Here is a 23343-nt window from a genome sequence, read left to right as displayed (position 1 = left end):
TCAGCGGGACGGGCAGGCCGTCCGGGCCGCGGGCCGTACAGGCTCGGGCGGGGCCGCGGCGCGCCGGGAGGGTCCGGCCGGGGCCTGGCCGAGCAGGGTGCCGCCGAGGGCGAGGACCATGCCGAGCAGCTGAACCGGGCTGAGGGCCTGACCGAGCGCCGCCCAGCCGATGACGGCCGCGGAGACCGGACTCAGCAGCGCGAGGAAGGCGACGGACGTCGCCGGGAGCCGGGAGATTCCGCGGAACCAGATCCAGTAGCCGAGGGCCGTGCCGACGATGCCCAGGTAGGCGTAGCCGAGCAGGTTCTCGCCGCTGAGCGCCGGCGGCGCGCCCTCGACGAGCAGGGCGACCGGGATGAGCAGCAGCCCGCCCGCGGTGAGCTGCCATCCGGTGAGGGCGAGGGCACCGACGCCCTCGGGGCGACCCCAGCGCTTGGTCAGCACGGTCCCGGCCGACATGGACGCGGCCCCGGCCAGCCCGGCGAGCACGCCGACCATGTCCATCCGTGCCTCGGCGCGCAGCACGACCAACCCGACCCCGAGCAGTCCGAGGAGCCCGGCGAGCACCTTGCGTACGGTCGGACGCTCGGCGAGCAGCAGGGCGGCGAAGACGAGCGCGAACAGCGGGCCCACCGCGCCCAGCACGGCCGCGACGCCGCCGGGCAGCCGGTATGCCGCAAGGAACAGCAACGGGAAGAACGCCCCGATGTTCAGCACGCCGAGCGCCGCGGCCCGCCAGATCCAGACGCCCCGCGGCAGCACGCGGCCGATGACCAGCAGCACCAGCCCGGCGGGCAGCGCTCTCATCACCGCGGTGAACATCGGGCGGTCGGGCGGCAGGAACTCCGTGGTCACGGCGTACGTCGAGCCCCAGGCGAGCGGTGTGAGCGCGGTGAGGGCGAGCGTTCCGGCAACACCGGACCGGGAAGTGGCGGACATGCTCATGAAGATTGCTCCTCGTTGATAATCTCAACGTTGAAATAACAGCATGAGACTCGCATAGACGTCAAACTACTCAATGTTGAGATACTTAGTGTTTAGGGGTCGCGCCATGGACGATGCCGTCGATCTGCTGATGACGCAGTGGGCGCGGGAACGGCCTGACCTGGACGTGTGGCCGATGGGGATCATGGGTCGGATCAGCAGGCTGTCGCGGCTGCTCGACCGGGAGCTGAAGGAGTTCTTCGCCGCGTACGGCCTGGAGCGCTGGGAGTTCGACGTGCTCGCGACGCTGCGCCGATCGGGGCCGCCCTACGAGCTGGCGGCGGGAGCGCTGAACAAGGCGGCGATGGTGACCTCCGGCGCGATCACCAACCGCATCGACCGCATGGCGGCCAGGGGACTGGTCGAACGGATCCCCGACGAGGAGGACCGGCGGTCGGTCCGGGTGAGGCTCACCGACCGCGGCCTCGCGCTGGTGGACGAGGTGCTTGAGCCGCACGTCGCGAACGAGGCGCGCCTGCTGGCGGCGCTGGACCCCCGGCAGCGCGACCACCTCGCCGGCGCCCTGCGCACCCTCCTCGCCTCCCTCGGCGACACCACCTTGGGCTAGCTCGATGCCACTTGGTCACGATCGGTGGTCGCCGGCGGACAACGTGGGCGACGGCCGACCGCACGGACCGCTACTTCACGTCGTCACCGGAGGCCATCGCCGAGATCGCCGGCATATCAAATGCCGACGCCCGCACTGCGGCGACACGACTCTTGGGCAGCGGCCCGCCCTTTCCTGGGCGGGACCGTATCCAGGCGGTCAGCGAGCGGGCCGGAGGACGATCGGAAGCTCGGCGTGGCCGTTGGCGATGAACGACGGCTGCGGGCGCAACTCCTCCGCGGGTACGGCGAGGGCGAGGCCGGGGAAGCGGCGGAAGAGCGCGGGGAGCGCGATGCGCGCTTCGAGCCGGGCGAGGGGTGCGCCCAGACAGTAGTGGGCGCCGTGGCCGAACGCGAGGTGGTCACGGCGACCCGGGCGGGTGATGTCGAACCGGTCGGCGTCCGGACCGTGCTGGGCGGGGTCGCGCCCGGCGGCGGCGTACGAGGCGAGGATGGGCTCCCCCTTGCGGATCGTGACGTCGCCGACGGTGACGTCCTCGGCGGCGTAACGCAGCGGGACGTGGGCGACCGGCGACTGCCAGCGCAGGGTCTCCTCGATCACGTCGTCCCAGGAGGCGCCGCCCCTGAGGACGAGGGCGCGCTGCTCGGGGTGGGTGAGCAGTGCGGTGATGGCGTTGTCGATCAGGTTGACGGTGGTCTCGTGCCCGGCGGAGACCATTAGAAGCAGCGTGCCGATCAGTTCGGCCTCCGACAGGTGGGAGCCGTCCTCGTCGCGCGCCGCGATCAGGTCGCTGGTCATGTCGTCCCCGGGGTTGTCGCGCTTGGCGGCGACCAGAGCGGCCAGGATGTCCTGGGCGTCGCGCTGCGTGGCGAGGACCTCGTCGATGTCCGCCGTCGTGTTGAAGACGCTGTCCACCACGCGGCGCAGGTCGTCGCGCTGGTCGTCCGGCAGGCCGAACAGGTGACCGATCACCCGCATGGGCAGTTTGTAGGCGAACTCCTCCCGCAGGTCCACCGGCTGGCCGGGGGCGGTGCCGGCCAGATGGTCGAGCAGCTCGCTGGTGATCTGCTCGACGCGCGGGCGCATCGCCTGGGTGCGGCGTTGGGTGAACGCCGGGGAGATCAGCGTGCGCAGCCGCCGGTGCTCCGGGCCGTGTGCGGTGAACATGTTGGTAACCGCCACCCACAGGTACAGCGGCCATTCCGGGGTGATCCGCCCGTCGATGAAGGCGGGCCAGTGCCGGCGCGGGTCCTTGGAGACCCGTGGGTCGGCCAGCACGTCACGGAGGGCGGCGTGGTGGGTGACCGCCCACGCGACGACTCCGCCGGGAAGCTCCACCGGTGTCACCGACCCGGCCCGGCGGAGGCGGGCGGCCTCGGCGTGGATGTCGGAGCCGGCGGGATCGAGGCGGATGGGGCAGCCGGGTCCGAGGAGGGTGCGGGAGGCGTCCATGTGGTTCCTTCCGTGATCCTGTCCTGGGCAGAAGGGGTCGGGGGTGGGTTGCGGGGGTGAGTCAGGGCACGTACGCGGGCGGCGTCCGCATGGGGGAGGGAGGACGACGTGAGCGCCTGCCGGGAGTCCATCGGGCGGTAGGCCGTACGGGACAGGCCGGTCCAGGCGAAGGCGGGGCGAGATCCAGAGCGGGAGGACGTGCAGGCCGCGGTGATCCGGCGGGCGGCGCGGCCGGTCCAGGGCAGGCCGCACCAGTCGTACAGGTCGCGGAAGCCGCCGAGGGGCGCGGCGCACAGATCCTCGTACCACACGACCCTGATGCCAGGGGTGCGCCGGGCCACCGTGTCGGTGACCCGCCTCGCGACCTTCCACAACATCGCCGCTCCGGTGACCACGTCCCGGTTCCCGGCGAGCGGTCCGAGCTCGGCCACGTACGGATGATCGCGCAGCAGGAGGGGCTGGTCGAGCAGTTCGCGCACGTCCACCCTCCAGCCGAGCCGCCGCCAGCTTCCGGCGAACGACACGGGATCGCGGACCACGACGACCACCCGGCAGCCGAGGCGGCCGGCGAACCACTCGGAGGACAGGAGCGCGAACGGGTCGTCGAGCAGCGCCCGCCTGGCCAGCAGGCGGCCGACGGTGAAGGCCGTGCCGTACTTGGCCATCCGTGCGAGGTCGCCGGGCCCGTGGTTGCGCCGGATCTCGGCCCACCAGTTGTAGCGCAGCGCGACCGTACGGGAGAACGCCGCCAGCCAGGGCGTCTCGTTGTCGGCGCAGATGTACTGGAAGCGGTGCGTCACGGACGCGTCGAGCACGCCGGGGGAGCGGCCCGGCGGGCGCTGCGGGTTGAGGGGCTCGTTGACGTAGACCAGGCGTCCGCTCGCCGCCAGCATCCGGCCCACCCAGCTCGTGCCGCTGCGTGGCAGGCCGGTGACCAGCACGGGCGGAGCGGCGGTCATGACGCCGCCCTCGCAGCCCCAGCCGCCCTCGCGGCCCTGACCGACCGGCCTACACCGAAGGGGCGCAGGCCGTAGCGCCGGTAGACCTGGACGGCGGGCAGCAGGTTCTTCACGAGCACGCCGCCCGACCAGCCCAGCGCCGCCCCCAGCGCGCCATGCGCGGGGACGAGCAGCACGTCGAGGGCGATCGTCACGGCGACGGCCGTGGTCACGTTGGCCAGGCTGGCGGCCGTACGCCCGCCCGCGACGAGCACGACGTCGACCATGCCGCAGGCGGTCGCGACCATCATCGTGGCGGAAAGGACGAGCGCGATCGCGCCGCCGCCGGCGTAGGCGGACCCGAACAGCGGCAGCAGCCACGGCGCGAGCGCCGCGTACCCCAGCCAGAGCGGCCAGGTGAGCACGACCAGCCACCTGGTGGCCGTCCGGTACAGCGCGCGGGCGCCGTCCAGGTCGCCCTCGGCCAGGGCCCTGACCAGCCGTGCCTGCGCGGCCTGGGCGAGCCCCTGACCGGCGAGCTGCCCGAGCACCTTGAACCGCGTCGCCGCCGTGTAGACGGCCGCGGCGGCGGGACCCGCGAGTAGCGCGACGATCACCACGTCGAGCCGCTGGAACACCGACTGCACGGCCGCAGCGGCCGACCGCGGCGCGGTGTGCCGCCAGAAGGCGCCCACCTCCCCCACGTCGTACGGCCCGAGCCCGCGCAGCCGTACGGCGGCCAGCACCGCGCCCGCCACGGAGGGAAGCGCCCAGGCGGCGGCCAGCACCGGCGGCGGGGCTCCGGCGAGCACGGCCGCGGTGACGAGGGCGAGCTGCCCGAGCGGCTGGACGGCCCCGGCGAGCAGCAGCGTCGGCCGCATGGTGCCGAGACCGCGGGTGGCGCAGATCAGCACGTCCGACAGGACGACGAACGGCAGGGCGGCGGCCAGCACGACCCAGACGCCGCCGGGCACGCCGGTGAGCCGGGCCAGCGGCCCGGAGGCCAGGACCACACCGGCCCCCGTCACGGCGGCGAGTGCCGCCACCGGGGCGAGGACCCCGCGGACCAGCCGCCGGCCCCCATCGCGGCCGGCGCCGTCAACGGACCGGTTGCGGGCCAGGGCGTGGACGAGGCCGTTGCCGGTGTCGAGGCGGACGACGCCCGCGAGCATCAGGCACAGCGCGGTGGCCGTGAAGAACGCCCCGGCGGCCGCGGGGGCGAGCGACCGCGTCACCACCAGCACGAGCGCGAACTGCCCGCCCGCCGTGGCGCCCGCCGTGGCCAGGCCGGCGACTCCGTGCCTCATCAAGCCGCCCGGCCGCGGAAGATCGGTCAGCGCCGCCACGAGGGCACCGCTCCCAGCCACGGGACGAGCAGCGCGTCCCACGGCTCGAAGTGCTCCCGAAGCCGCCGGTAGACCGACGCGGGCATGGCCTCCCGCGGCCGGGCGTTGTGCCGCTCGAACTCCACGCCGCCGAGCCGGGGCAGTCCCAGGAACCCCAGCACCCGGTCGTACGCGGCGCCGGGGGCGCGGAACAGCAGTCCGCTGTCGAGGACCAGGATCCGGTCACGGCCCACGAGCGGCTCCAGCCGGGCCAGCTGCTCGGCGTACCGTCCCCGGGCCAGGTACGCCTGGTGCCGGTGCGCGTGGCTCGCGTATCCGGGGACGGTCCGCAGCCGTTCGGTCTCGCCGGCGAGGCGCTCCGGCTCCAGCGCGAGGGCGCGCTCGAAGCACGGCTCGGTCTCGAACCCCCGCGCCAGCTCGTGCGCGTGCGCGGAGCAGGCCCGCTCGACCGGGTCCCGGACCAAGACGATCAGCTTGACCCCGGGAAGGTCTCCGGCGATGCGGGCTCCCGCCAGGGGATGGAACAGGTAGTAAGGGGCCGACTCGAACGCCTGGGGGGCATGGCCCCACCGGAACCTGAGCGCCTGCGCCCTGGACGTCAGCGGGAAATGGGCGCGATACCACGGCAGGCCCCGCTCGTAGGCCATGTCGAAGTAGTGCACGCCCTTGCGCAGCACCGGCTTCATGACCAGCGGATGCCGGGAGAGGGCACGGTACAACGAGGTCGTACCGCACCGCTGGGCCCCGATGATCAGGAACGACGGCAGCACCCTGCCCGCGCTGGTCGCCCTCCCGGCGGCGAGCGAGACGGCGTGCGCCGAGTGTTTCAGCGTGGACCTCACAACAGGCTCTCCAGGTGATCGACGAGGGGGTTCAGCCAGACGGCGGGCGGCCCCAGCGGCTCGTGGCCGTCGCGGCGGTGCCGCTCGGCCAGGGCGACCAGGTAGTGGACCGCCGTACGGCGTGCCCGGGCCACGTCGACGCCGAACGGTTCCAGGAGCCCGCCCGCCTGGGCGAGACAGGCTCGGGCGGCGACCGGAGGCGGCATCCGGCGCAGCGCCCGGTGGAAGAAGTGGTGCAGCGCGTCGAAGCCGAGTGGCACGCCCACGGCGAACCGCTCCCAGTCCCACACGAGCAGCCGGCCGTCCGCCCCCGCGGCGACGTTCCAGGGGGTGAAGTCGCCGTGCCAGGCCGCCTCCCCGGAGCCCGTCTCCTCGCCGTGCGGGCGGATGGCGGCGATCTCCCGTGCGGCCGAGGTGAGCAGGGGGGCGGGCACGCGGCGGGAACCCACGCGGCGGGAGGTCACGGGCAGCGGCGACAGCATCAGCACCTCGAGGCCCCGCCACTCGCCGTGATACAGCAGGTCGGGTGGCACGACGACCTTCAACGGCCGCCCGGCGAGCATGCGCAGCACCTCGCTCTCGTATCGCACCAGCCGCCTGGCCCGCGGCGAGTCGCCGATCTTCACGAACCCCGCGAGCCCCGACTCGTCGTACGCCTCCAGGATCGGTTTGCGGTTGGCGCGGCGGACGGGCCTGACGTGGACGACGACCCGCATCCGGCGGCCGAGGACGTCGCTCAGGTGCGTCTCGATCGTGTCGGTCCCGCCGCCGACGGGCAGGCCGCGGCCCAGCGCGGTGTGCCACCACGCGCGCGGGACGACCCGCCGGGGGAGGAGGCGGTGCGGCAGCACGCTGCGGACGCCCGGCCGGGCGCCGGGCCGGGAAGAAGGGAACAGCAGGTCCATCACCTCGTCCAGATAGTGGAGACGATCGGCCGCGTCTCTCATCGCGCCTCCCGGAGGTCAGATGTGCCGGCGGCGTTGCGCCAGAGCAGGGCGAAGGAGATCAGATACAGGGTCAGAGCGCTGATCAGCCCGTCGTAGACGAACATGTAGAGCAGCACGAGGATCATCACGAGCGTCCCCGCCTTGCCGATCGGCGTACGGTCCGCCCAGTAGCGCCGCACCGCTCCGGCGAAGAAGGCGACGTACAGCAGCGCCCCCGCGAAGCCCTGGCTGATCAGCAGCAGCCACAGTTGCCCATCGCTGCCGAGCGGGGGATGGCCGCACTCCACGCACCACGGGCTGCGGCCCGTCGTGACCGTGCGGTGGCTGCCGTACGCGTTGCGCGTGTTGCCGTAGCCGATGACCGGCGACGAGGCCGCGACCCGGACGGTGGCCGCGACCGTGAACGCGCGGATGCCGTTGCTGTGCGGGTTGTCCAGCCGTTGCACGACGATCGTGCTCAGCGGTGACAGCAGGAACGCCGCCGCGGCGACGGCGGCGACCGCCCCGGCCAGGAGGGGGCGTGCGCCCCGGATCATCAGGTAGGCCGCCGAGATCCCGAGCCCGATCCACAGGCCCCGGTTGAGCGAGTAGACGACCGGGACTGCGGCGGCGGCGAGCGCGAGCACGGCCGCCACGCGCCGGTATGGCCCGCCGTAGGTCCACCAGCCCACCACGAACCAGATCACCAGCACCGAGACGTCGCTGCCCCAGGCGTTGGCCCATTCGAACGGCGCCTCCGGGCGCGGCTCGGCGTGCCCGAGCACGTGCTGCATCTGGGCCGCCGTCGGATGGATCAGGTTGGCGACGAACGGATTGCCGGCGATCGACGACGGCAGCGCCATCTCCAGCGGTGAGGTGAACGCGAAGCCCGGCGCGAGCACGCCGAGCAGCCCGCCCGCGACGGCCGTCAGGAACAGCACGCCGAGCCACCTGACCAGGGTGCGCTGCGGCAGCTCGTCATGGGTCAGGTTGCCCAGGTAGAGCACCGTGATCAGGAGCGAGACGTAGACGGCCAGCCGCATCAGGTAGCCGATGACCCGGCCGGCGGCGAGCTCGCCGTACGTGCCGTCCGGCGTCTCGGCGAGCGCGAGCGCGCTGACCAGGTAGGCCACCAGCAGCAGCGCCCACAGGCCGAAGCCCTTCGGCGCGCGGATCGGCCGCCTGCGCCACAGCACCGCCGCCATCGGCACGGCCAGCACCACCACCGACAGGCCGCCCAGGCCGAGCGCCCACCAGACCGGATAACCGAGCAGGAACGCCGCGATCGGCCACGCCGCCCGCGCGGGACGGCGCCGGTGCCGGGGGCGGGGGCGGGCCGCCGGTGGCAGGGCGGTGCGGGGGCCGGAGGCGCTCACACGCCCCACTCCGCGGTCTCGGGGACGGGTGCGACGAACCCCGGCGGCACCGCGACGGCGCCGAGCACGCGGGCGCCCTGCCGGGCGAGTTGCCGTACGGCCCGGGTGACCTCCGGGGAGGTCGTCCGCCGCAGGCCGACCAGCAGCAGGGCGGCGTCGGGATGGGCGGACCGGCCGGTCACGACCGTCACCGGCACCAGATGCGCCAGCGCGGAGCCGAGGCCCTTGGCGAGCGGCCTGACGGTGCTCTGTGCCCCCACGCCTTCGGGGCTCCCCGCCCCCACGCCTTCGAGGAGCAGCCGGTGGGGCCCGCCGCCCAGCGACGTGGCGACGGCGGCGGCCATCTCGTCGAGGCACGCCTGATCCGGCCGGGCGGGAAGCTCGGCGAGCAGCGGCAGGCCGCACAGCCTCTCGATGTCCGCGCCGGTGCGGATGCGGGTGTCGAGCCGGTCGCGGCCGAACGCGGCCCCCGCCCCGGCGAGTACGCCGAGGAACAGGCCGCTGCCGAGGAAGAGCGGAGGGCTCGGATGGGCGGGCCGCGCGGGCGGCCTGGCGGGGCTGATCACCGTGCCCGGCGTCACCGCGACGGTCTTGAGCGCGTCGTAGCGCAGCGTGAGGTCCGACACCTGCCGGGCGAGCATGGCCTGCCGCCTGGCCGTTCCCGGCCCCGCCGCGGTCTGGGCGGTCGCGGCCTGAGTGGTCTGGGCGGCCTGGGTGGTGTGGGTGGTCGCCGCCTGGGTCGTGGTGGTCTCGTCGAGGTCGTCCTTGACCTCGCGCAGCCGCGCCGCGATCAGCTTCAACTGGGCGTCGATCGCGTCCTCGGCGGCGCGGGCGCGGTTGCGCAGATAGGCCTCCGCGTACGCCTGGGCTCCCGCGGCTGCGGCCCGGGGATCGGACGCCGAGTAAGAAATGGAGAGAATGGCGGAATTAGGAGGAACGTCCACTGTCACGTGCTCCCGCAATTCCTCCGGATCCGGATTCCCGAGAATCGCGGCGGCCAGCGCGGAAACGACCGCCGACCGGGCGACCTGCGATTCGGTGTCGAGGTTGAGCGGTTCCCGTTGCCGGGAGCTCGGCACGTTGAACTGTTCCTGCGCGCCGGTCGGCAACACCTGCACCTGGGCGACCGCGGTGTAGCGCTCGGGGGTCACCGCGAGCGCCGCGGCCCCGCCGCCGACTCCCGCGATCAGGCAGACGGTGGCGATCAGGCGCCTGCGCCCGAGCACCGAACCGTATTCGGAAAGGTCGCGGCTGTGCGGCGGCAGGCTCATGGAACTCCCCGTGCCCTCGTTCGTCACGCGGCCGCGGCCATCGGTGGCCCCCGGGACGAGGGGAGGGGCGGCCGGGCGCGTTCGTGGTCCCGGCGGTGGTCCGGCGGGATCCGGTCTCGAACTATAAGCCGCCGCGGAGTTTCGTCCCCGGCTATTGCCGAATTCGCGTCAGGAAATGGCCGCTCAATTAGCCGATGAAAACGGATATTTCCGTACACGTGAGATGGGGAAACGGCCCCCAAAGCCACGGGGATTGATGGGATGGTGTTTGCCCATCCGTTCATTGCGTGGTCTGCCGAGGAAGGGGGCGCGATGAGACTCATCGCCGGCTTGGCCGTACTGGTGGCGGGGGCGTGCGCGACGGCCTGCACGGGCACCGCCACGAGCGGGCGGGTGCCGGGCGGCGGCGCCGGGACGACGCCGGTCGCCTGCGTGGTCACCGACAAGCTCATCCCGACGTGCGGGGCGTGGTGGGGGATCGCGCCCGACGTCTTCTCGGGGCGCGGCCCGGTCCGCGCGGTGGACATGGCCGAGCGGCGCATGGGCCGCCGGGCCGACATCGTGCACGTCTACCACCGGGGCGGCGAGCTCTTCCCGACGGCAGAGGAGCGGGAGATCGCCAAGGGGCCCCGCCTGCTGCTGGTGAACTGGAAGCCGGCGCTCGACCACACCTGGGCCGAGGTCGCGCGCGGCGAGGTGGACGGGCGTCTCGACCGGCTCGCCGATCACATCCGGCGCACCTTCCCCGGCCGGTTCTTCCTCACGATCCACCACGAGCCGGAGAACGACGTACGCGAGGGCGGGGGATACTCGCCCGCCGACTACGTCGCGATGTACCGCCACGTGGTGACCCGCCTGCGGCAACAGGGAGTGCGCAACGCGGTGACCGTGATGACCTACATGGGCGCGCCCAACTGGGCGGTCAAGCCGTGGTTCGGCAGGCTCTACCCCGGCGACGACGTGGTCGACTGGGTGGCCTTCGACCCGTACGCGGACGACCGGGTGACGGACTTCGCCGGGCTGGTCGACAAGACCCGGCCCGACGCGCCGGGCTGGCCCGGGTTCTACCGCTGGATGCAGGCCAGGTTCCCGGCCAAGCCGATCATGGTCGCCGAGTGGGGCGCCTTCGAGCGGCGCGGGGCGCCGGGGTTCAAGCGCGACTTCTTCGAGTCGGTCCGGCGTCAGATCGGGGACTACCCCCAGATCAAGGCGCTGGTCTACTTCGACTCGCCGCTGGCGCCCCGGGGCGACACCAGGTTCGACACCACGCCGGGCGCCACCCGGGCGTTCGCGCAGCTCGGGCGGCTGCCCCGCTTCACGTCCACGCCGGTGCCGCCCTCCTGAGCCTTCGGCGGACGCCTCAGCGGACCCAGCCGCCCGAGGTGACCAGGTTCAGCACGGCGCCGACCGCCCGCTCGATCGTCATGTCCGTGGTGTCGAGGACGAGGTCGGCGTCCTCCGGCTCCTCGTACGGGTCGGAGATCCCGGTGAACTCCGGAATCAGCCCGGCCCGCGCCTTGGCGTACAGGCCCTTGCGGTCGCGGCGCTCGCACTCCTCCAGCGGCGTGGCCACGTGGACGAGCAGGAAGTCGCCGCCGACCTCCTCGACCATCGCCCGCACCTCGTCGCGGGTCGCGGCGTACGGCGCGATGGGCGCGCAGATGGCCAGGCCGCCGTGGCGGGCCACCTCGGCGGCCACGAAACCGATCCTGCGGATGTTGCGGTCGCGGTCCTCCCGCGAGAACGTGAGCCCCGCCGACAGCATCCGCCGCACGACGTCGCCGTCCAGGTAGGTGACCGTGCGGCCGCCCCGTTCGAGCAGCGCGTCACGCAGCCCCCGGGCGATCGTCGACTTGCCCGAGCCGGACAGCCCGGTGAAGAACACCACGAGCCCCCGCTTGTGCGGCGGCCCCGGGATGGTGACCGGCGCGGGACCGGCGTAGTGCTCGGTGGCGCCGTAGTTGCGGGCCACGTGCTCGCGGAGTTCGAGGTCGATCTCGGTGTCCTCGCGCGGCGCGAGCGGCACCGCGACCACCCTCGCCCCGGGAAGCCGCTCCGCCGCCTTGAGCGCGGCCCGCACCACGGCAGGCCCGCCCTCGCCGAAGACGAGGGGCATGAGGAGCACGGCCGCGTCCAGTTCCTCGGCGGTCGCCGCCACGTCGTCGAGCGCGGCCCCGTCGAGCGGCCCGCGCATGGTCACCGCGAGGACCTCGCCGTCCGGCAGGTCCTTGCGCACCTCCTCCGGCGTACGGCGCAGCCGGGAGAACGGTCCGTACACGGGGGTGTCGAGCGCCTCGACCGGTCCGGCGGCGTGGTGGCCGTCCCGCTCCACGACGGTCAGCACCGCGAGCGCCGCGCCCTCGGGGTCCTTGAGCGTCACCCGGTCGCCGGGCCCGAACTCGTCGGGGAGCGCGATAGTGATCGGGTCGGGCCAGGGCGTCCCGCCGGACAGCCGCCCGCGCTCGACCACGCTCTCCACCTCGGCCGAGGTGAGGAAGCCGGTCAGCGGCGCGTACGCCCCGGACAGCAGCAGCTCCAGGTCGGCCAGCTCACGCGCGTCGGGCGTCCACTCGGTCATGGCTTCCGTCTCCGCTCGGGTAATCGGATACGCACCCTACTGGCAACGGCACGCATAGCGCGCCCGTGCTCGGAGCGTCTACAGGCAGACATTAATCCGAGGAGGAGGTGCTCGTGGACGCCATCCGCGACGACATCCGCGACGACATCCGCGACGACATCCGCGACGACATCCGCGACGACATCCGCGACGACGCGGAGGAGCGAAGATTTCGCGAATTCGTGTCGGCCCGCGCGCCGGCGCTGATGCGGCTGGCCTATCTGCTGACCGGAGGAGACCAGCACTCCGCTGAGGACCTGCTGCAGACGGCCCTGGCCAAGGTCGTCACGCGGTGGGGCCGCCTCGACGAGCCCGAGGCGTACGTGCGGCAGGTGATGTACCGCCAGCAGATCAGCTGGTGGCGGCTCGCCTGGCGGCAGCGCGAGACCAGCGTGGCCGACGTGCCGGAGCACCCGGCGGGGCGCGCGGGCACCGACGAGGCCGAGTTGCGGATGATCCTGCGCCGGGCCCTCGCCCGGCTCACGCCCCGCCAGCGCGCCGTGCTCGTGCTGCGCTATCTCGAAGACCTGCCCGAGGACGAGGTGGCCCGGATCCTCGGCTGCTCCGTCGGGACCGTGCGCAGCACCGCGCACCGGTCCCTCGCCCGGCTGCGGACGACCGCGCCGGAACTCGCCGATCTGCGCCTGAGTGAGGTGATCTCATGACGCCCCGGATGCTGAAGCAGACGCTGGAGGAGTGGTCGCGGGAGGCCCGTGTGCCCGGCGATCTCGCCGACCGCGCGCTGCGGCGCCGGTCGCGGCTGCGCCTGACGAGATTCGCGGGGGCGGTCTCGTGCGCGGCCGTCGTGGCGGCCGTGGCCCTGCTGGTGCCGCTGGTCGTGGTCCCCCTCTTCACCGAAGAGCCGATCTCGCAGGTCGGCGGTCCGCCGGTGGTGGTGCCCGTCGAGCCGTACCGGCAGACGACCCCTGCGGACGACGTGCTGGCCGACACCGGGAACTCTCCGCCGAAGACCATGATCGCGGCGGGCCGGGTGGCCGTCTCCGCCTACTACACGTGGCGGTGGCGCACCGTCGCCGGACGCAAACTGTTCGACCGGACCTGGTATCTCCTCAACCCGGTGACGAGCCGGTACGAGAAGACGGAGTGGGGCTGGGCCGAGGTCGCGCCCGGACTGCGCTGGGCGGCGGTGCTGGAGAAGGACCTGCCCGCACGCAGGATCGGCATCCTCGACATGGAGACCCGGCAGGTGCGGGCGTGGGTGCCGGTGGACCACCCCGTGGGCGGCGTGTCCTGGTCGCCGGACGGCACACAGCTCCTCGCCACCGCCTACGACGACTACCCGGATCTGGACGTCGTGTCCGGCGGCGAGCGGCGGTGCCCGGCGCGGGTCGCTGCGACGCCTGAGGACCCCGGGCAGCCGCCGTTCCAGACGATCTCCACCAGCCGCACCGGCTTCTACCTGGTCGACGTGGCGAGCGCGACGGCGGGCGACTTTCACGCCGTCGATCCCTGTCTGACCGACAACAGCAACGTCAGGCGCGACTTCGAGTGGAGCGACGACGGCACTCTGATCCGCGAGCGCAGCAACGTCTGGAAGCGGCCGGACGCCTTCCTGGACCTGGAGGGCAGACCGCACGACGCACCTCCCGGCTACGTCGCGACGGAGTCGAAGGCGGGCGTGTCGCCCGACGGCGCGCTGCTCGCCGGCCCTGACGGTATGCCCACCAAGGTCACCGAGGTCTTGACGGGCAAGGTCGTGGGCCGCCAGCAGGTGCTCCAGCTTCTCGCCTGGGCCGACGACCACCGTCTGGTCGCGCTGGGCTGCGCGGACACGTGCGGAAGCGAGTTCCACAACGGCCTGGTCCTGGTCGGCGTCGACGGCGGGGACATGGTCCAGCTCTCGGTCTACCGGAAGAACAGCCAGGAGGCCGGGGCGTGGCAGCCGGTCCTGACCCTCAGGTAGCGGGTCAGATGAGGCGGGCGAAGTGGTTCTGCGGACGGCGGATCACCATGGTGATCTCGTCCTCGGTCCCGTTGAGCCCGCCTCGCGAGAGCGCGGCCACGGCCCGGCAGACCACGGCGACCAGACCGCCGTGCGGACCCCGCCGGGCCGGGCCGCTCACCGCCGAGTAGTCCTCGGCGATCATGAGCCCGCGCATCAGGCAGTACGCCTGGATGCCTTCGCGGGAGGCCAGCGGCTCGTAGACCGCGGGAAGCGGCCCCACCGACCCCGCCGGGGCGAGCGTGCGCCACAGCGCCCGCCGCAGCCAGCGGGGCGCCATTCGGTCGCAGAAGCCGTACGCCGACTTGCGGTCGCGCATCTTCAGCAGCAGCAGCCCACCGGGACGCAGCCCGGCGACGAGCCGGTCGAGCACGAGCTCGGCGTGCCGGATGCGTTCGAGGAGGAACGACACGTAGACGACGTCGAAGGAGCGCGGCGGGATCGGCACGAGACGCAGGTCGCCCAGGTAGGACGCCTCCAGGTCGTCGCGGTTGGAGGTGTGGGCCCGCAGGGGCGGCAGATCCTCGTCCACCCCCGTCATCCTCGGCTCGTAGCGCCCCACGTCGAGGGCGCCGCCCCGGCCGCAGCCGGCGATGAGGATGTCGAGCCGCCGTCCGAGCTGGTCGGTCCACTGCTCGCGAATCCGCTGGCTGAACACGTCGTCCTGGTCAGCGGACGACAACCGAACCTCTGTCATACCACTGAGAGTAATCATTTGACGACGCGCAGTTGCGCATTTGCCGTCACCCATCATGTCCCGACCGAGGAGCGAGCGGAGCGAGGCGGATGGACAGGGCGTAGCCTTGGTAGCCGCGGCCCGGTTGGGAGCGTCTCGCGGATCTCCTCCGTAAGGGGGATCGGCCGGATGAACGGGGCCGCGTCCGCACGCCGGCTGTCTTTGTCACGGGGCTTTTGAAGGCATCGATGTCTCTTTCCGGACTGCTCGACCTCGTATCCGCCGAACCCAGGCTGGCCGCCGCGCTCGACGCCGCCGGGCAGGCCGCCCACCCCGGCGCCGAGCTCGTGGCGCCGCCCGCGCTGCGGCCGTTCGCCGTGGCCGCGCTGTCCCGCGTACGGCCGGTGCTCGCCGTCACGGCGACCGGGCGCGAGGCGGAGGATCTCGCCGCCGCGCTGACGAGCCTGGTCGACGAGAACGCCGTGGCCGTCTTCCCCGCCTGGGAGACGCTGCCGCACGAGCGCCTGTCGCCGCGCAGCGACACGGTCGGCCAGCGCCTGGCCGTGCTGCGGCGGCTGGCGCACCCGATCGAGGGCGACCCGGCGGCCGGCCCGCTGCGGGTCGTGGTGGCCCCGATCCGCTCGCTGCTCCAGCCCATCGTGGCCGGGCTCGGCGACCTGGCGCCCGTACGGCTGCGCGCGGGCGACGACGCCGACCTGGACGACGTGGTGGCCCGGCTGGTCGAGAACGGCTACCACCGGGTGGACATGGTGGAGAAGCGCGGTGAGGTGGCCGTGCGCGGTGGCCTGCTCGATGTGTTCCCGCCCACCGAGGAGCACCCGCTGCGGCTGGAGTTCTGGGGCGACACGATCGAGGAGATCCGCTGGTTCAAGGTTGCCGACCAGCGCTCGCTGGAGGTCGCCCAGGACGGGCTGTTCGCCGCGCCCTGCCGCGAGCTGCTGCTCACCGACGACGTACGGCGGCGCGCCCGCGAGCTGGGGGAGGAGCACCCGGCGCTGAAGGACGTGCTCGACCAGCTCGCCGAGGGCGTGCCGGTGGAGGGCATGGAGGCGTTCGCGCCCGTGCTCGCCGGGGAGATGGACCTGCTGCTCGACCACCTGCCGGTCCGGTCGGCCGTGTTCGTCTGCGATCCCGAGCGGATCCGCGGCCGGGCCGTCGAGCTGGTCCACACCAGCCAGGAGTTCATGGAGGCGTCCTGGATCGCCGCTGCGGCGGGCGGAGAGGCCCCGATCGACCTGGAGGCGGCCGCCTTCCGCACGCTCGAGGAGGTGCGCGACCACGCCGGCGAGCTGGGCCAGCCGTGGTGGAGCATCGCCCCCTTCGGCGAGGGCGTGGAGCTGGACGCGCAGGACGTCGAGGCCTACCGGGGCGACACGCAGCGGGCGCTCGCCGACATCAAGGGCTGGATGGGCACGGGCAAGGCCGTCGTGCTGCTGAGCGAGGGGCACGGCCCGGCCGAGCGCATGGTCGAGCTGCTCAAGGGCGTGGACGTGGCGGCGCGGCTGGTGCCGTCCCTCGACGGTCCGCCGCCGAAGGACGTCGTGCAGGTCACGACGGGCCGCATCGACCACGGCTTCGTCACGCCGGACGTCGCCGTGGTGACCCACCTCGACCTCGTCGGCCAGAAGGCGTCCACCAAGGACATGCGGCGGCTGCCGTCGCGCCGCCGCAACATGGTCGACCCGCTCCAGCTCAAGGTCGGCGACCACGTGGTGCACGAGCAGCACGGCGTGGGCCGCTACGTCGAGATGGTGCAGCGCACGATCCAGGGCGCGACCCGCGAATACCTCGTGATCGAGTACGCCAGGGGCGACCGGCTCTACGTGCCGACCGATCAGCTCGACGAGGTCACGCGCTACGTCGGCGGCGAGGCGCCCACGCTCAACCGCATGGGCGGGGCCGACTGGGCCAAGGCCAAGACCAGGGCGAAGAAGGCGGTCAGGGAGATCGCGGGCGAGCTGATCCGGCTCTACTCGGCCCGGATGGCCTCGCCCGGTCACGCGTTCGCCCCCGACAGCCCCTGGCAGCGGGAGATGGAGGACGCCTTCCCGTACGCCGAGACGGGCGACCAGCTCGAAGCGATCGACGAGGTCAAGCGCGACATGGAGCGGCCCGTCCCGATGGACCGCCTGATCTGCGGCGACGTCGGTTACGGCAAGACCGAGATCGCGGTGCGGGCGGCGTTCAAGGCGGTGCAGGACGGCAAGCAGGTCGCCGTGCTCGTGCCGACGACGCTGCTCGTGCAGCAGCACCTGTCGACGTTCGGCGAGCGGTTCGCCAGCTTCCCCGTCACGGTGAAGCCGATCTCGCGGTTCCAGACCGACTCCGAGGTGCGGGAGACCCTCGACGGCCTGCGTACGGGCACGGTCGACGTGGTGATCGGCACGCACCGGCTGCTGTCGCCCGAGGTGAAGTTCAAGGAGCTCGGCCTGATCATCGTGGACGAGGAACAGCGGTTCGGCGTCGAGCACAAAGAGGCCATGAAGCACATGCGCACGCAGGTGGACGTGCTCGCCATGTCGGCGACGCCGATCCCGCGGACGCTGGAGATGGGCCTCACCGGCATCCGCGAGATGTCGACCATCCTCACCCCGCCGGAGGAGCGGCATCCGATCCTCACGTTCGTCGGGCCGTACGACGAGAAGCAGATCGCGGCGGCGATCCGGCGCGAGCTGATGCGCGACGGCCAGGTGTTCTTCGTCCACAACCGGGTCCGCACGATCGACAAGGTCGCCTCGCGGCTGCACGAGCTGGTGCCGGAGGCGCGGATCGCGGTCGCCCACGGCCAGATGAACGAGAGCCAGCTCGAAAAGATCATGGTGGACTTCTGGGAGCGCAACTTCGACGTGCTCGTCTCCACCACGATCGTCGAGTCCGGCCTCGACGTGCCCAACGCCAACACGCTCATCGTGGACCGGGCGGACAACTACGGCCTGTCGCAGCTCCACCAGCTGCGCGGCCGGGTCGGCCGGGGCCGCGAGCGCGGCTACGCCTACTTCCTCTACCCGCCCGAGTCGCCGCTGACCGAGACCGCGCACGAGCGGCTCGCCACGATCGCCCAGCACACGGAGATGGGCGCGGGCATGTACGTCGCGATGAAGGACCTGGAGATCCGCGGCGCCGGCAACATCCTCGGGGCCGAGCAGTCGGGACACATCGCCGGTGTCGGCTTCGACCTGTACGTCCGCATGATGGCCGAGGCCGTCCAGGAGCAGAAGTCCAAGCTCGCGGGCGAGGCGAAGGTGGAGGAGCGGCCCGAGGTCAAGGTCGAGCTGCCGATCAACGCCCACGTGCCGCACGACTACGTCACCTCGGAGCGGCTGCGCCTGGAGGCGTACAAGCGGATCGCGGCGATCGGCTCGGAGGACGACATCACGGCGGTCCGCGACGAGCTCACCGACCGGTACGGCAGGCCGCCCCAGGAAGTGGACAACCTGCTGGAGGTGGCGCGCTTCCGGATCAAGGCCCGCAAGGCGGGGCTGACCGACGTGACGCTGCAGGGCCAGCAGATCAGGTTCGCGCCCGTGGAGCTGAGGGACTCCCAGCAGGTGCGGCTGCAGCGGCTCTATCCCCGCTCCATCTGGAAGCAGGCGACGGGCGTCCTGCTCGTGCCGGTGCCCAAGACCAAGCCGATCGGCGGTCAGCCACTACGCGACCTCGACCTGCTGAAATGGTGCGGGGACCTGGTCGAGGCCCTGTTCCTGGAGTCGATGCGGGTACAGTGACCCGCGAAATTGTCAACATATGCGTGGCCGGTGTCGTTCGGGAGGATCGTCCGTGAAGTCGTATCGAGTGCGCGTCGCCGTGGCGCTGGCGGCGGCCGGGATCGCCGTGACCGCGTGCGGCGGCCCCGTGCAGGCGGGTTCCGCGGCCATCGTGGGCAAGGAGCGCATCACCTCCAGCGAGCTGAACGACGAGGTCCGCGCGCTGCGCGCCGATCTGGCCGCCAACAAGATCCCCGAGGAGCAGCTCCAGCTGCCCGCCTCGCTGCCGCAGATGGTGTTGCTCAACATGAGCTTCAGCAGGCAGTTCCAGGAGTTCGGCCAGCGCAAGGGCGTCACGGCTACGGACCGGGACGTCGACGACATCGCCGCGGCGCAGGGCGGCTGGGACCAGTTCAAGAAGGTGCTGCTGGCCAGCGGCATCCCGCTGGACCAGGGCCGCGACTTCCTGCGCGCCTACGTCATCCGCATCAAGCTGATGCAGCAGGCCGGGGCCGGTCAGGACCAGGCGAGCCAGCAGGCGGCGGTGCAGAAGGTCATGGAGGAGGCCGACTCCACCGTGCCGGTGAAGTACAGCCCGCGCTACGGCAAGTACGACCCCAAGCAGGCGATTTTCGTGCCCGACGACCGCTTCGGCTCATCGAGCGCGGCCACGGCGGGCGGGGCCGCCGCGGGCGCGGCCGACGCCGCCCCGGCCGGCTGAGCCGCCATCTCCGCGGGTTTCGAGACGGCCGCCCGGACCACCCGCCGGGCGGCCGGTGTGCTGTCCTTTTGCGGGTTCGCCGGGACGTCACTGCGCCGGTCTGCGGGTTCGTCGGGACGTCACTGCTCCGGGCGAAAACTCCGGTCCTCACGAAGCCCGCTCCGCTCCACCCACGAAAATTCCTCGCAAGCTCGGAATTTCCGCGGGGCCCGGGTTGAGTCTTCGCCGCGGTCCTCGCTTCCGCCCGCTCCGCTTCTTGCAGCGAACGCCCTCACTAAGGTGGGACCATGGCGTTGATCGTGGTGACCACCTCGCCTCGGGTCGCTCCGGGCCTGCTCGCGCCCGCGGCGTGGAAGGCCCTCACCCGAGGGCGGGTGCTCACCGGCACCCCGGACCATCCCTACCTGCCCTATCTCGACGAGGCAGGCGTCCGGGTCGAGGTGGTGACCCCCGACCCCGGCGCGATCGCCCGCGAGAGCCGTACGGGGACGGTGGTGTGGCTGGCCGCGCAGGACGGCGACGAGGACTTCATGCGCGCGGTCGGCCATGCCGCGATCTCCCTGGACGAGCCGCCGGAGATCGAGGTCGTCCCCGGCTCCTACGACCTGCCCGGGGCCCGGCTGCTCGACCTCGTCCAGGTCATGGACCGGCTGCGCCGCGAGTGTCCGTGGGACCGCAAGCAGACCCACGAGTCGCTCGTGCCCTACCTGGTCGAAGAGGCCTATGAGGTGCTGGAGACCATCCACGAGGGCGACTACGGCCCGCCGCTGCGCGAGGAGCTCGGCGACCTGCTGCTCCAGGTGATGTTCCACGCCCGGCTCGCCCAGGAACGGATGGGCCCGGAGGGGACGGCCGGGGACGGCTTCGACATCGACGACGTCGCCGCCGGGATCGTGGAGAAGCTGGTGCGCCGTCACCCGCACGTCTTCGCGGACGTCGAGGTCGCCGGCGCCGGTGAGGTCAGCGACAACTGGGAGACGATCAAGGCGGCCGAGCGTGCCGCCAAGGGGGAGACCGCCTCGGCGCTCAGCGGCGTGCCCATGGGCCAGCCGGCGATCTCTCTGGCCGCCCAGCTCCTGCGCCGGGCCGGCCGGGCCGGCGCGCCCGCCTCTCTCGCCGGCGACCTCGCCCCGCCCGCCGGCGCCCGCCTGTTCGCGCTCGTACGGGAGACCCAGGACGCGGGGCTCGACCCCGAGGCCGAGCTGAGGGCGGCGGCCAGGGAGTACCGGCGGCGCGTGGAGGAGTGGGAGAGCCATCAACCGGTGACGCCGCCGGACACGCCGTGAACGGGCGGCCCTGCGCCGTACCGAGTAGTAGGGACCGATAGGCTCGGGAGGCAAACCGCCCGCCATTTTGCTAGGAGCGTTCGTGGCTGCCATCGAGGCCATCACCGCCCGCGAGATCCTCGACTCCCGTGGGAACCCCACGGTCGAGGTCGAGGTACTGCTGGACGACTACAGCACCGGCCGTGCCGCCGTTCCGAGTGGCGCCTCCACCGGTCAGTTCGAGGCCGTCGAGCTGCGCGACGGGGACAAGAAGCGCTATCTCGGCAAGGGTGTCGAGAAGGCCGTCCTCGGCGTGACCGACGAGATCGCCGACGAGCTCATCGGCTTCGACGCCGAGGAGCAGCGTCTCATCGACCAGACGATGATCGACCTGGACGGCACGCCCAACAAGGCCCGCCTCGGGGCCAACGCGATCCTCGGCATCTCGCTGGCCGTCGCCAAGGCCGCCGCCGACAGCGCCGACCTGCCCCTGTTCCGCTACGTCGGCGGGCCGAACGCGCACATCCTGCCCGTGCCGATGATGAACATCCTGAACGGCGGCGCGCACGCCGACACCAACGTGGACATCCAGGAGTTCATGATCGCGCCGATCGGCGCCGAGACGTTCTCCGAGGCGCTGCGCATGGGCGCGGAGACCTACCACACGCTCAAGGGCGTGCTGAAGGAGAAGGGCTACGCCACCGGCCTGGGCGACGAGGGCGGTTTCGCGCCCAACCTGCCGTCCAACCGCGACGCCCTCGACCTGATCATGGTCGCGATCGAGAAGGCCGGCTACACGCCGGGCCAGGACATCGCGCTCGCGCTCGACGTCGCGGCCAGCGAGTTCCACAACGACGGCGTCTACACGATCGACGGCAAGGGCGTGTCGGCCGCCGAGCTGATCTCCTTCTACGAGGACCTGGTCCGCTCCTACCCGCTGGTCTCCATCGAGGACCCGCTGAACGAGGAGGACTGGGAGGGCTGGAAGGCCATCACCACCTCGCTCGGCGCCAAGGTCCAGCTCGTGGGCGACGACCTGTTCGTCACCAACCCCGAGCGACTCGGCCGCGGCATCGCCGACGGCGCGGCCAACGCCCTGCTGGTGAAGGTGAACCAGATCGGCACGCTGTCGGAGACCCTCGACGCGGTCGACCTGGCCCACCGCAGCGGCTACCGCTGCATGATGAGCCACCGCTCCGGCGAGACCGAGGACACCACGATCGCCGACCTCGCCGTGGCCACCAACTGCGGTCAGATCAAGACCGGCGCCCCGGCTCGCTCGGACCGGGTGGCCAAGTACAACCAGCTCCTGCGCATCGAGGAGCTGCTCGACGACGCGGCGCGGTACGCCGGTCGCGCCGCCTTCCCGCGTTTCCGGGGATAGCCTGCGGCACGCGGCGGTAGCCCGGCTGGACACGTTCCGGACGCCCGGTGTGGCGATGGGTGCGGCGACGCCGTGCCCGTCCGGGCGTGTACGGCCGGGACGGGCGGTTAGTGTGGCCGTTGATCGGGCCATGCGCTGACCGACCGGGAGGGGTGGTTTCGTGGCGGCGAAGCGGCCGCAGCTCACCGGGCGCGCGGCGATCCTCGCGGTCGTCGTGTGCGCCATCGCCATGAGCCTGGCCTACCCCGTGCGGGAGTACGTCGCCCAACGCCGGCAGATCGCCCAGCTTGAGGCGCAGCAGGCGAACGCGCTGCGCAAGCTCCAGAATCTGGAGCAGCGGCGCCGGCGGCTGGAGGATCCGGACTACATCAAGCGCCTGGCCAAGGAGCGGCTGTTCTACTGCGAGCCGGGCGCGGACTGCTACCAGGTGCTCGACGAGGAGACGGCCGGGACCGCCGCCGCCAAGGCGGGGGCGAAGCAGCCGGAGCGGCCCGCCTGGTACGTCACTCTCTGGCGGTCGTTCGAGGCGGCCGACAAGGGGCGGCCCGCCGCACCCGCGGCGCGGCAGAGCCCGGCACCGACGGCGTCCGCATCCGCGTCGGCGTCGGCACCGGCGGGATGAGGACCGCGTACGTCGCCGGTGACGGCGTGGCGGAAAGCGTGAAGGGCGAGGAGATCGACGTGGTGGACGACCAGGCGGACCACGTGGGCCACGCGGGCCGGGTGGACCCCGCCGACCTGGCGGCGGCGCGGGCGCAGCTCGGGCGGCAGCCGCGCGGGGTGCGGGCCGTCGCCCACCGGTGCCCCTGCGGCCTGCCCGACGTGCTGGAGACCGCGCCCCGGCTGCCCGACGGCGCGCCGTTCCCCACGCTGTTCTACCTGACCTGCCCGAAGGCCGCCTCGGCGATCGGCACGCTGGAGTCCTCCGGCCTGATGAGAAGCATGCAGGCCCGGCTTTCCGAGGACCCCGAGCTGGCCGAGGCCTACCGGGCGGCCCACGAGGACTATGTCGCCCGCCGCGACCGCGCGGCCGAGGAGGAGGGCCTGGAGCCGCTGCCGCGCGGCATGCAGAGCGCCGGCGGCATGCCGGGCCGGGTCAAGTGCCTGCACGCGCTGGTCGCCCACGAGCTGGCCGCGCCGGGGGTCAACCCGTTCGGCCGCGAGGCCCTCGACGCGCTGCCCGACTGGTGGGCCGGCGGCCCCTGCGTGGTCGTGGAGAAAACCGAAGAGCAGTCATGAGCCCGGCCGGGCGCGGGACCGAAACGGGAGCGCCGCCATGGCGCGGGGAG

Annotated in this window: 20 protein-coding genes; 10 read left to right on the top strand and 10 right to left on the bottom strand. The window is 72.6% G+C overall.

From position 1 onward, the window contains the following. Positions 1 to 945 (bottom strand): EamA family transporter, encoded by a 945-nt coding sequence (locus IL992_RS20640; RefSeq protein WP_193204986.1) that lies wholly within the window; start codon positions 943 to 945, stop codon positions 1 to 3. Between the two features lie 106 nt (positions 946 to 1051). On the opposite strand from IL992_RS20640, the gene IL992_RS20635 reads away from it, so the two are divergent. Further along, positions 1052 to 1552, top strand: coding sequence for a MarR family winged helix-turn-helix transcriptional regulator (locus IL992_RS20635; RefSeq protein ID WP_193204985.1), 501 nt, complete (start codon positions 1052 to 1054; stop codon positions 1550 to 1552). 198 nt (positions 1553 to 1750) lie between these two features. On the opposite strand, the gene IL992_RS20630 is transcribed toward IL992_RS20635, so the two are convergent. The 7 genes from IL992_RS20630 to IL992_RS20600 are packed head-to-tail and all read right to left on the bottom strand — an operon-like array spanning position 1751 to position 9703. After that, a complete protein-coding gene (locus tag IL992_RS20630; RefSeq protein WP_193204984.1) occupies positions 1751 to 3004 on the bottom strand; it encodes a cytochrome P450 family protein in 1254 nt (417 codons plus the stop codon). After that, on the bottom strand, positions 2896 to 3963 hold the full coding sequence (locus IL992_RS20625) for a sulfotransferase domain-containing protein (RefSeq protein WP_193204983.1): 1068 nt from the start codon (positions 3961 to 3963) through the stop codon (positions 2896 to 2898). The genes IL992_RS20630 and IL992_RS20625 overlap by 109 nt, the downstream gene beginning before the upstream one ends. Continuing rightward, entirely contained in the window at positions 3960 to 5249 is a 1290-nt protein-coding gene (locus IL992_RS20620) for a lipopolysaccharide biosynthesis protein (RefSeq protein WP_193204982.1), read from the bottom strand. Before IL992_RS20620 ends, IL992_RS20625 begins: the two co-directional genes overlap by 4 nt. Before the next feature lie 26 nt (positions 5250 to 5275). Continuing rightward, entirely contained in the window at positions 5276 to 6130 is an 855-nt protein-coding gene (locus IL992_RS20615; protein WP_193204981.1) for a sulfotransferase domain-containing protein, read from the bottom strand. Further along, positions 6127 to 7077, bottom strand: coding sequence for a hypothetical protein (locus IL992_RS20610; RefSeq protein ID WP_193204980.1), 951 nt, complete (start codon positions 7075 to 7077; stop codon positions 6127 to 6129). The genes IL992_RS20615 and IL992_RS20610 overlap by 4 nt, the downstream gene beginning before the upstream one ends. Further along, complete coding sequence (locus IL992_RS20605; protein ID WP_319018695.1) at positions 7074 to 8432, bottom strand: hypothetical protein; 1359 nt, start codon at positions 8430 to 8432, stop codon at positions 7074 to 7076. Before IL992_RS20605 ends, IL992_RS20610 begins: the two co-directional genes overlap by 4 nt. Next, on the bottom strand, positions 8429 to 9703 hold the full coding sequence (locus IL992_RS20600) for a YveK family protein (protein ID WP_193204979.1): 1275 nt from the start codon (positions 9701 to 9703) through the stop codon (positions 8429 to 8431). Before IL992_RS20600 ends, IL992_RS20605 begins: the two co-directional genes overlap by 4 nt. Before the next feature lie 312 nt (positions 9704 to 10015). On the opposite strand from IL992_RS20600, the gene IL992_RS20595 reads away from it, so the two are divergent. After that, a complete protein-coding gene (locus IL992_RS20595; protein ID WP_193204978.1) occupies positions 10016 to 11047 on the top strand; it encodes a glycoside hydrolase family 26 protein in 1032 nt (343 codons plus the stop codon). Between the two features lie 16 nt (positions 11048 to 11063). On the opposite strand, the gene cysC is transcribed toward IL992_RS20595, so the two are convergent. Next, positions 11064 to 12305 carry an adenylyl-sulfate kinase gene (gene cysC, locus IL992_RS20590; protein WP_319018699.1) on the bottom strand — a complete coding sequence of 414 codons (1242 nt, stop codon included), beginning with the start codon at positions 12303 to 12305 and terminating at the stop codon, positions 11064 to 11066. 89 nt (positions 12306 to 12394) lie between these two features. On the opposite strand from cysC, the gene IL992_RS20585 reads away from it, so the two are divergent. Both IL992_RS20585 and IL992_RS20580 read left to right on the top strand, forming a co-directional pair. Beyond that, entirely contained in the window at positions 12395 to 12985 is a 591-nt protein-coding gene (locus IL992_RS20585) for a SigE family RNA polymerase sigma factor (RefSeq protein ID WP_319018694.1), read from the top strand. Further along, the gene (locus IL992_RS20580; RefSeq protein ID WP_193204976.1) at positions 12982 to 14244 is read left to right on the top strand and encodes a hypothetical protein; all 1263 of its coding nucleotides are present in this window, start codon (positions 12982 to 12984) and stop codon (positions 14242 to 14244) included. The genes IL992_RS20585 and IL992_RS20580 overlap by 4 nt, the downstream gene beginning before the upstream one ends. Before the next feature lie 4 nt (positions 14245 to 14248). Here IL992_RS20580 and IL992_RS20575 read toward each other — a convergent pair whose 3' ends face one another. Then, positions 14249 to 14980 carry a methyltransferase domain-containing protein gene (locus IL992_RS20575; protein WP_193204975.1) on the bottom strand — a complete coding sequence of 244 codons (732 nt, stop codon included), beginning with the start codon at positions 14978 to 14980 and terminating at the stop codon, positions 14249 to 14251. A 227-nt stretch (positions 14981 to 15207) separates the two neighbouring features. Between IL992_RS20575 and mfd the strand changes: the two genes are divergently transcribed. From mfd to IL992_RS20545, 6 genes are all read left to right on the top strand, one after another. Continuing rightward, the gene (gene mfd, locus IL992_RS20570; protein WP_193204974.1) at positions 15208 to 18705 is read left to right on the top strand and encodes a transcription-repair coupling factor; all 3498 of its coding nucleotides are present in this window, start codon (positions 15208 to 15210) and stop codon (positions 18703 to 18705) included. 52 nt (positions 18706 to 18757) lie between these two features. Continuing rightward, positions 18758 to 19405 (top strand): SurA N-terminal domain-containing protein, encoded by a 648-nt coding sequence (locus IL992_RS20565; protein WP_193204973.1) that lies wholly within the window; start codon positions 18758 to 18760, stop codon positions 19403 to 19405. 287 nt (positions 19406 to 19692) lie between these two features. Then, positions 19693 to 20691, top strand: a complete 999-nt coding sequence (locus IL992_RS20560; protein WP_193204972.1) for a MazG family protein — start codon at positions 19693 to 19695, stop codon at positions 20689 to 20691. 82 nt (positions 20692 to 20773) lie between these two features. After that, positions 20774 to 22054, top strand: coding sequence for a phosphopyruvate hydratase (gene eno / locus IL992_RS20555; protein WP_193204971.1), 1281 nt, complete (start codon positions 20774 to 20776; stop codon positions 22052 to 22054). A 160-nt stretch (positions 22055 to 22214) separates the two neighbouring features. Beyond that, a complete protein-coding gene (locus IL992_RS20550) occupies positions 22215 to 22676 on the top strand; it encodes an FtsB family cell division protein (protein WP_319018693.1) in 462 nt (153 codons plus the stop codon). Next, the gene (locus IL992_RS20545) at positions 22673 to 23293 is read left to right on the top strand and encodes a DUF501 domain-containing protein (protein ID WP_193204970.1); all 621 of its coding nucleotides are present in this window, start codon (positions 22673 to 22675) and stop codon (positions 23291 to 23293) included. The genes IL992_RS20550 and IL992_RS20545 overlap by 4 nt, the downstream gene beginning before the upstream one ends. Positions 23294 to 23343: the final 50 nt, after the last annotated feature.

The organism is Microbispora sitophila, assembly GCF_014892245.1.
GTDB classification, from domain to species: domain Bacteria; phylum Actinomycetota; class Actinomycetes; order Streptosporangiales; family Streptosporangiaceae; genus Microbispora; species Microbispora siamensis.
Note: the sequence above shows the minus strand (reverse complement) of the source record. Positions and strands in the feature narration are given on the sequence as shown.

Excerpts from the sequence above, each read along its gene's own strand:
- IL992_RS20575 (WP_193204975.1), bottom strand. The coding sequence starts at position 14,980 with ATGACAGAGGTTCGGTTGTCGTCCGCTGACCAGGACGACGTGTTCAGC.
- IL992_RS20610 (WP_193204980.1), bottom strand. The coding sequence starts at position 7,077 with ATGAGAGACGCGGCCGATCGTCTCCACTATCTGGACGAGGTGATGGAC.
- IL992_RS20635 (WP_193204985.1), top strand. The coding sequence starts at position 1,052 with ATGGACGATGCCGTCGATCTGCTGATGACGCAGTGGGCGCGGGAACGG.
- mfd (WP_193204974.1), top strand. The coding sequence starts at position 15,208 with ATGTCTCTTTCCGGACTGCTCGACCTCGTATCCGCCGAACCCAGGCTG.
- IL992_RS20560 (WP_193204972.1), top strand. The coding sequence starts at position 19,693 with ATGGCGTTGATCGTGGTGACCACCTCGCCTCGGGTCGCTCCGGGCCTG.
- IL992_RS20545 (WP_193204970.1), top strand. The coding sequence starts at position 22,673 with ATGAGGACCGCGTACGTCGCCGGTGACGGCGTGGCGGAAAGCGTGAAG.
- IL992_RS20625 (WP_193204983.1), bottom strand. The coding sequence starts at position 3,963 with ATGACCGCCGCTCCGCCCGTGCTGGTCACCGGCCTGCCACGCAGCGGC.
- IL992_RS20595 (WP_193204978.1), top strand. The coding sequence starts at position 10,016 with ATGAGACTCATCGCCGGCTTGGCCGTACTGGTGGCGGGGGCGTGCGCG.
- IL992_RS20580 (WP_193204976.1), top strand. The coding sequence starts at position 12,982 with ATGACGCCCCGGATGCTGAAGCAGACGCTGGAGGAGTGGTCGCGGGAG.
- IL992_RS20640 (WP_193204986.1), bottom strand. The coding sequence starts at position 945 with ATGAGCATGTCCGCCACTTCCCGGTCCGGTGTTGCCGGAACGCTCGCC.
- IL992_RS20620 (WP_193204982.1), bottom strand. The coding sequence starts at position 5,249 with ATGAGGCACGGAGTCGCCGGCCTGGCCACGGCGGGCGCCACGGCGGGC.
- IL992_RS20600 (WP_193204979.1), bottom strand. The coding sequence starts at position 9,703 with ATGAGCCTGCCGCCGCACAGCCGCGACCTTTCCGAATACGGTTCGGTG.
- IL992_RS20630 (WP_193204984.1), bottom strand. The coding sequence starts at position 3,004 with ATGGACGCCTCCCGCACCCTCCTCGGACCCGGCTGCCCCATCCGCCTC.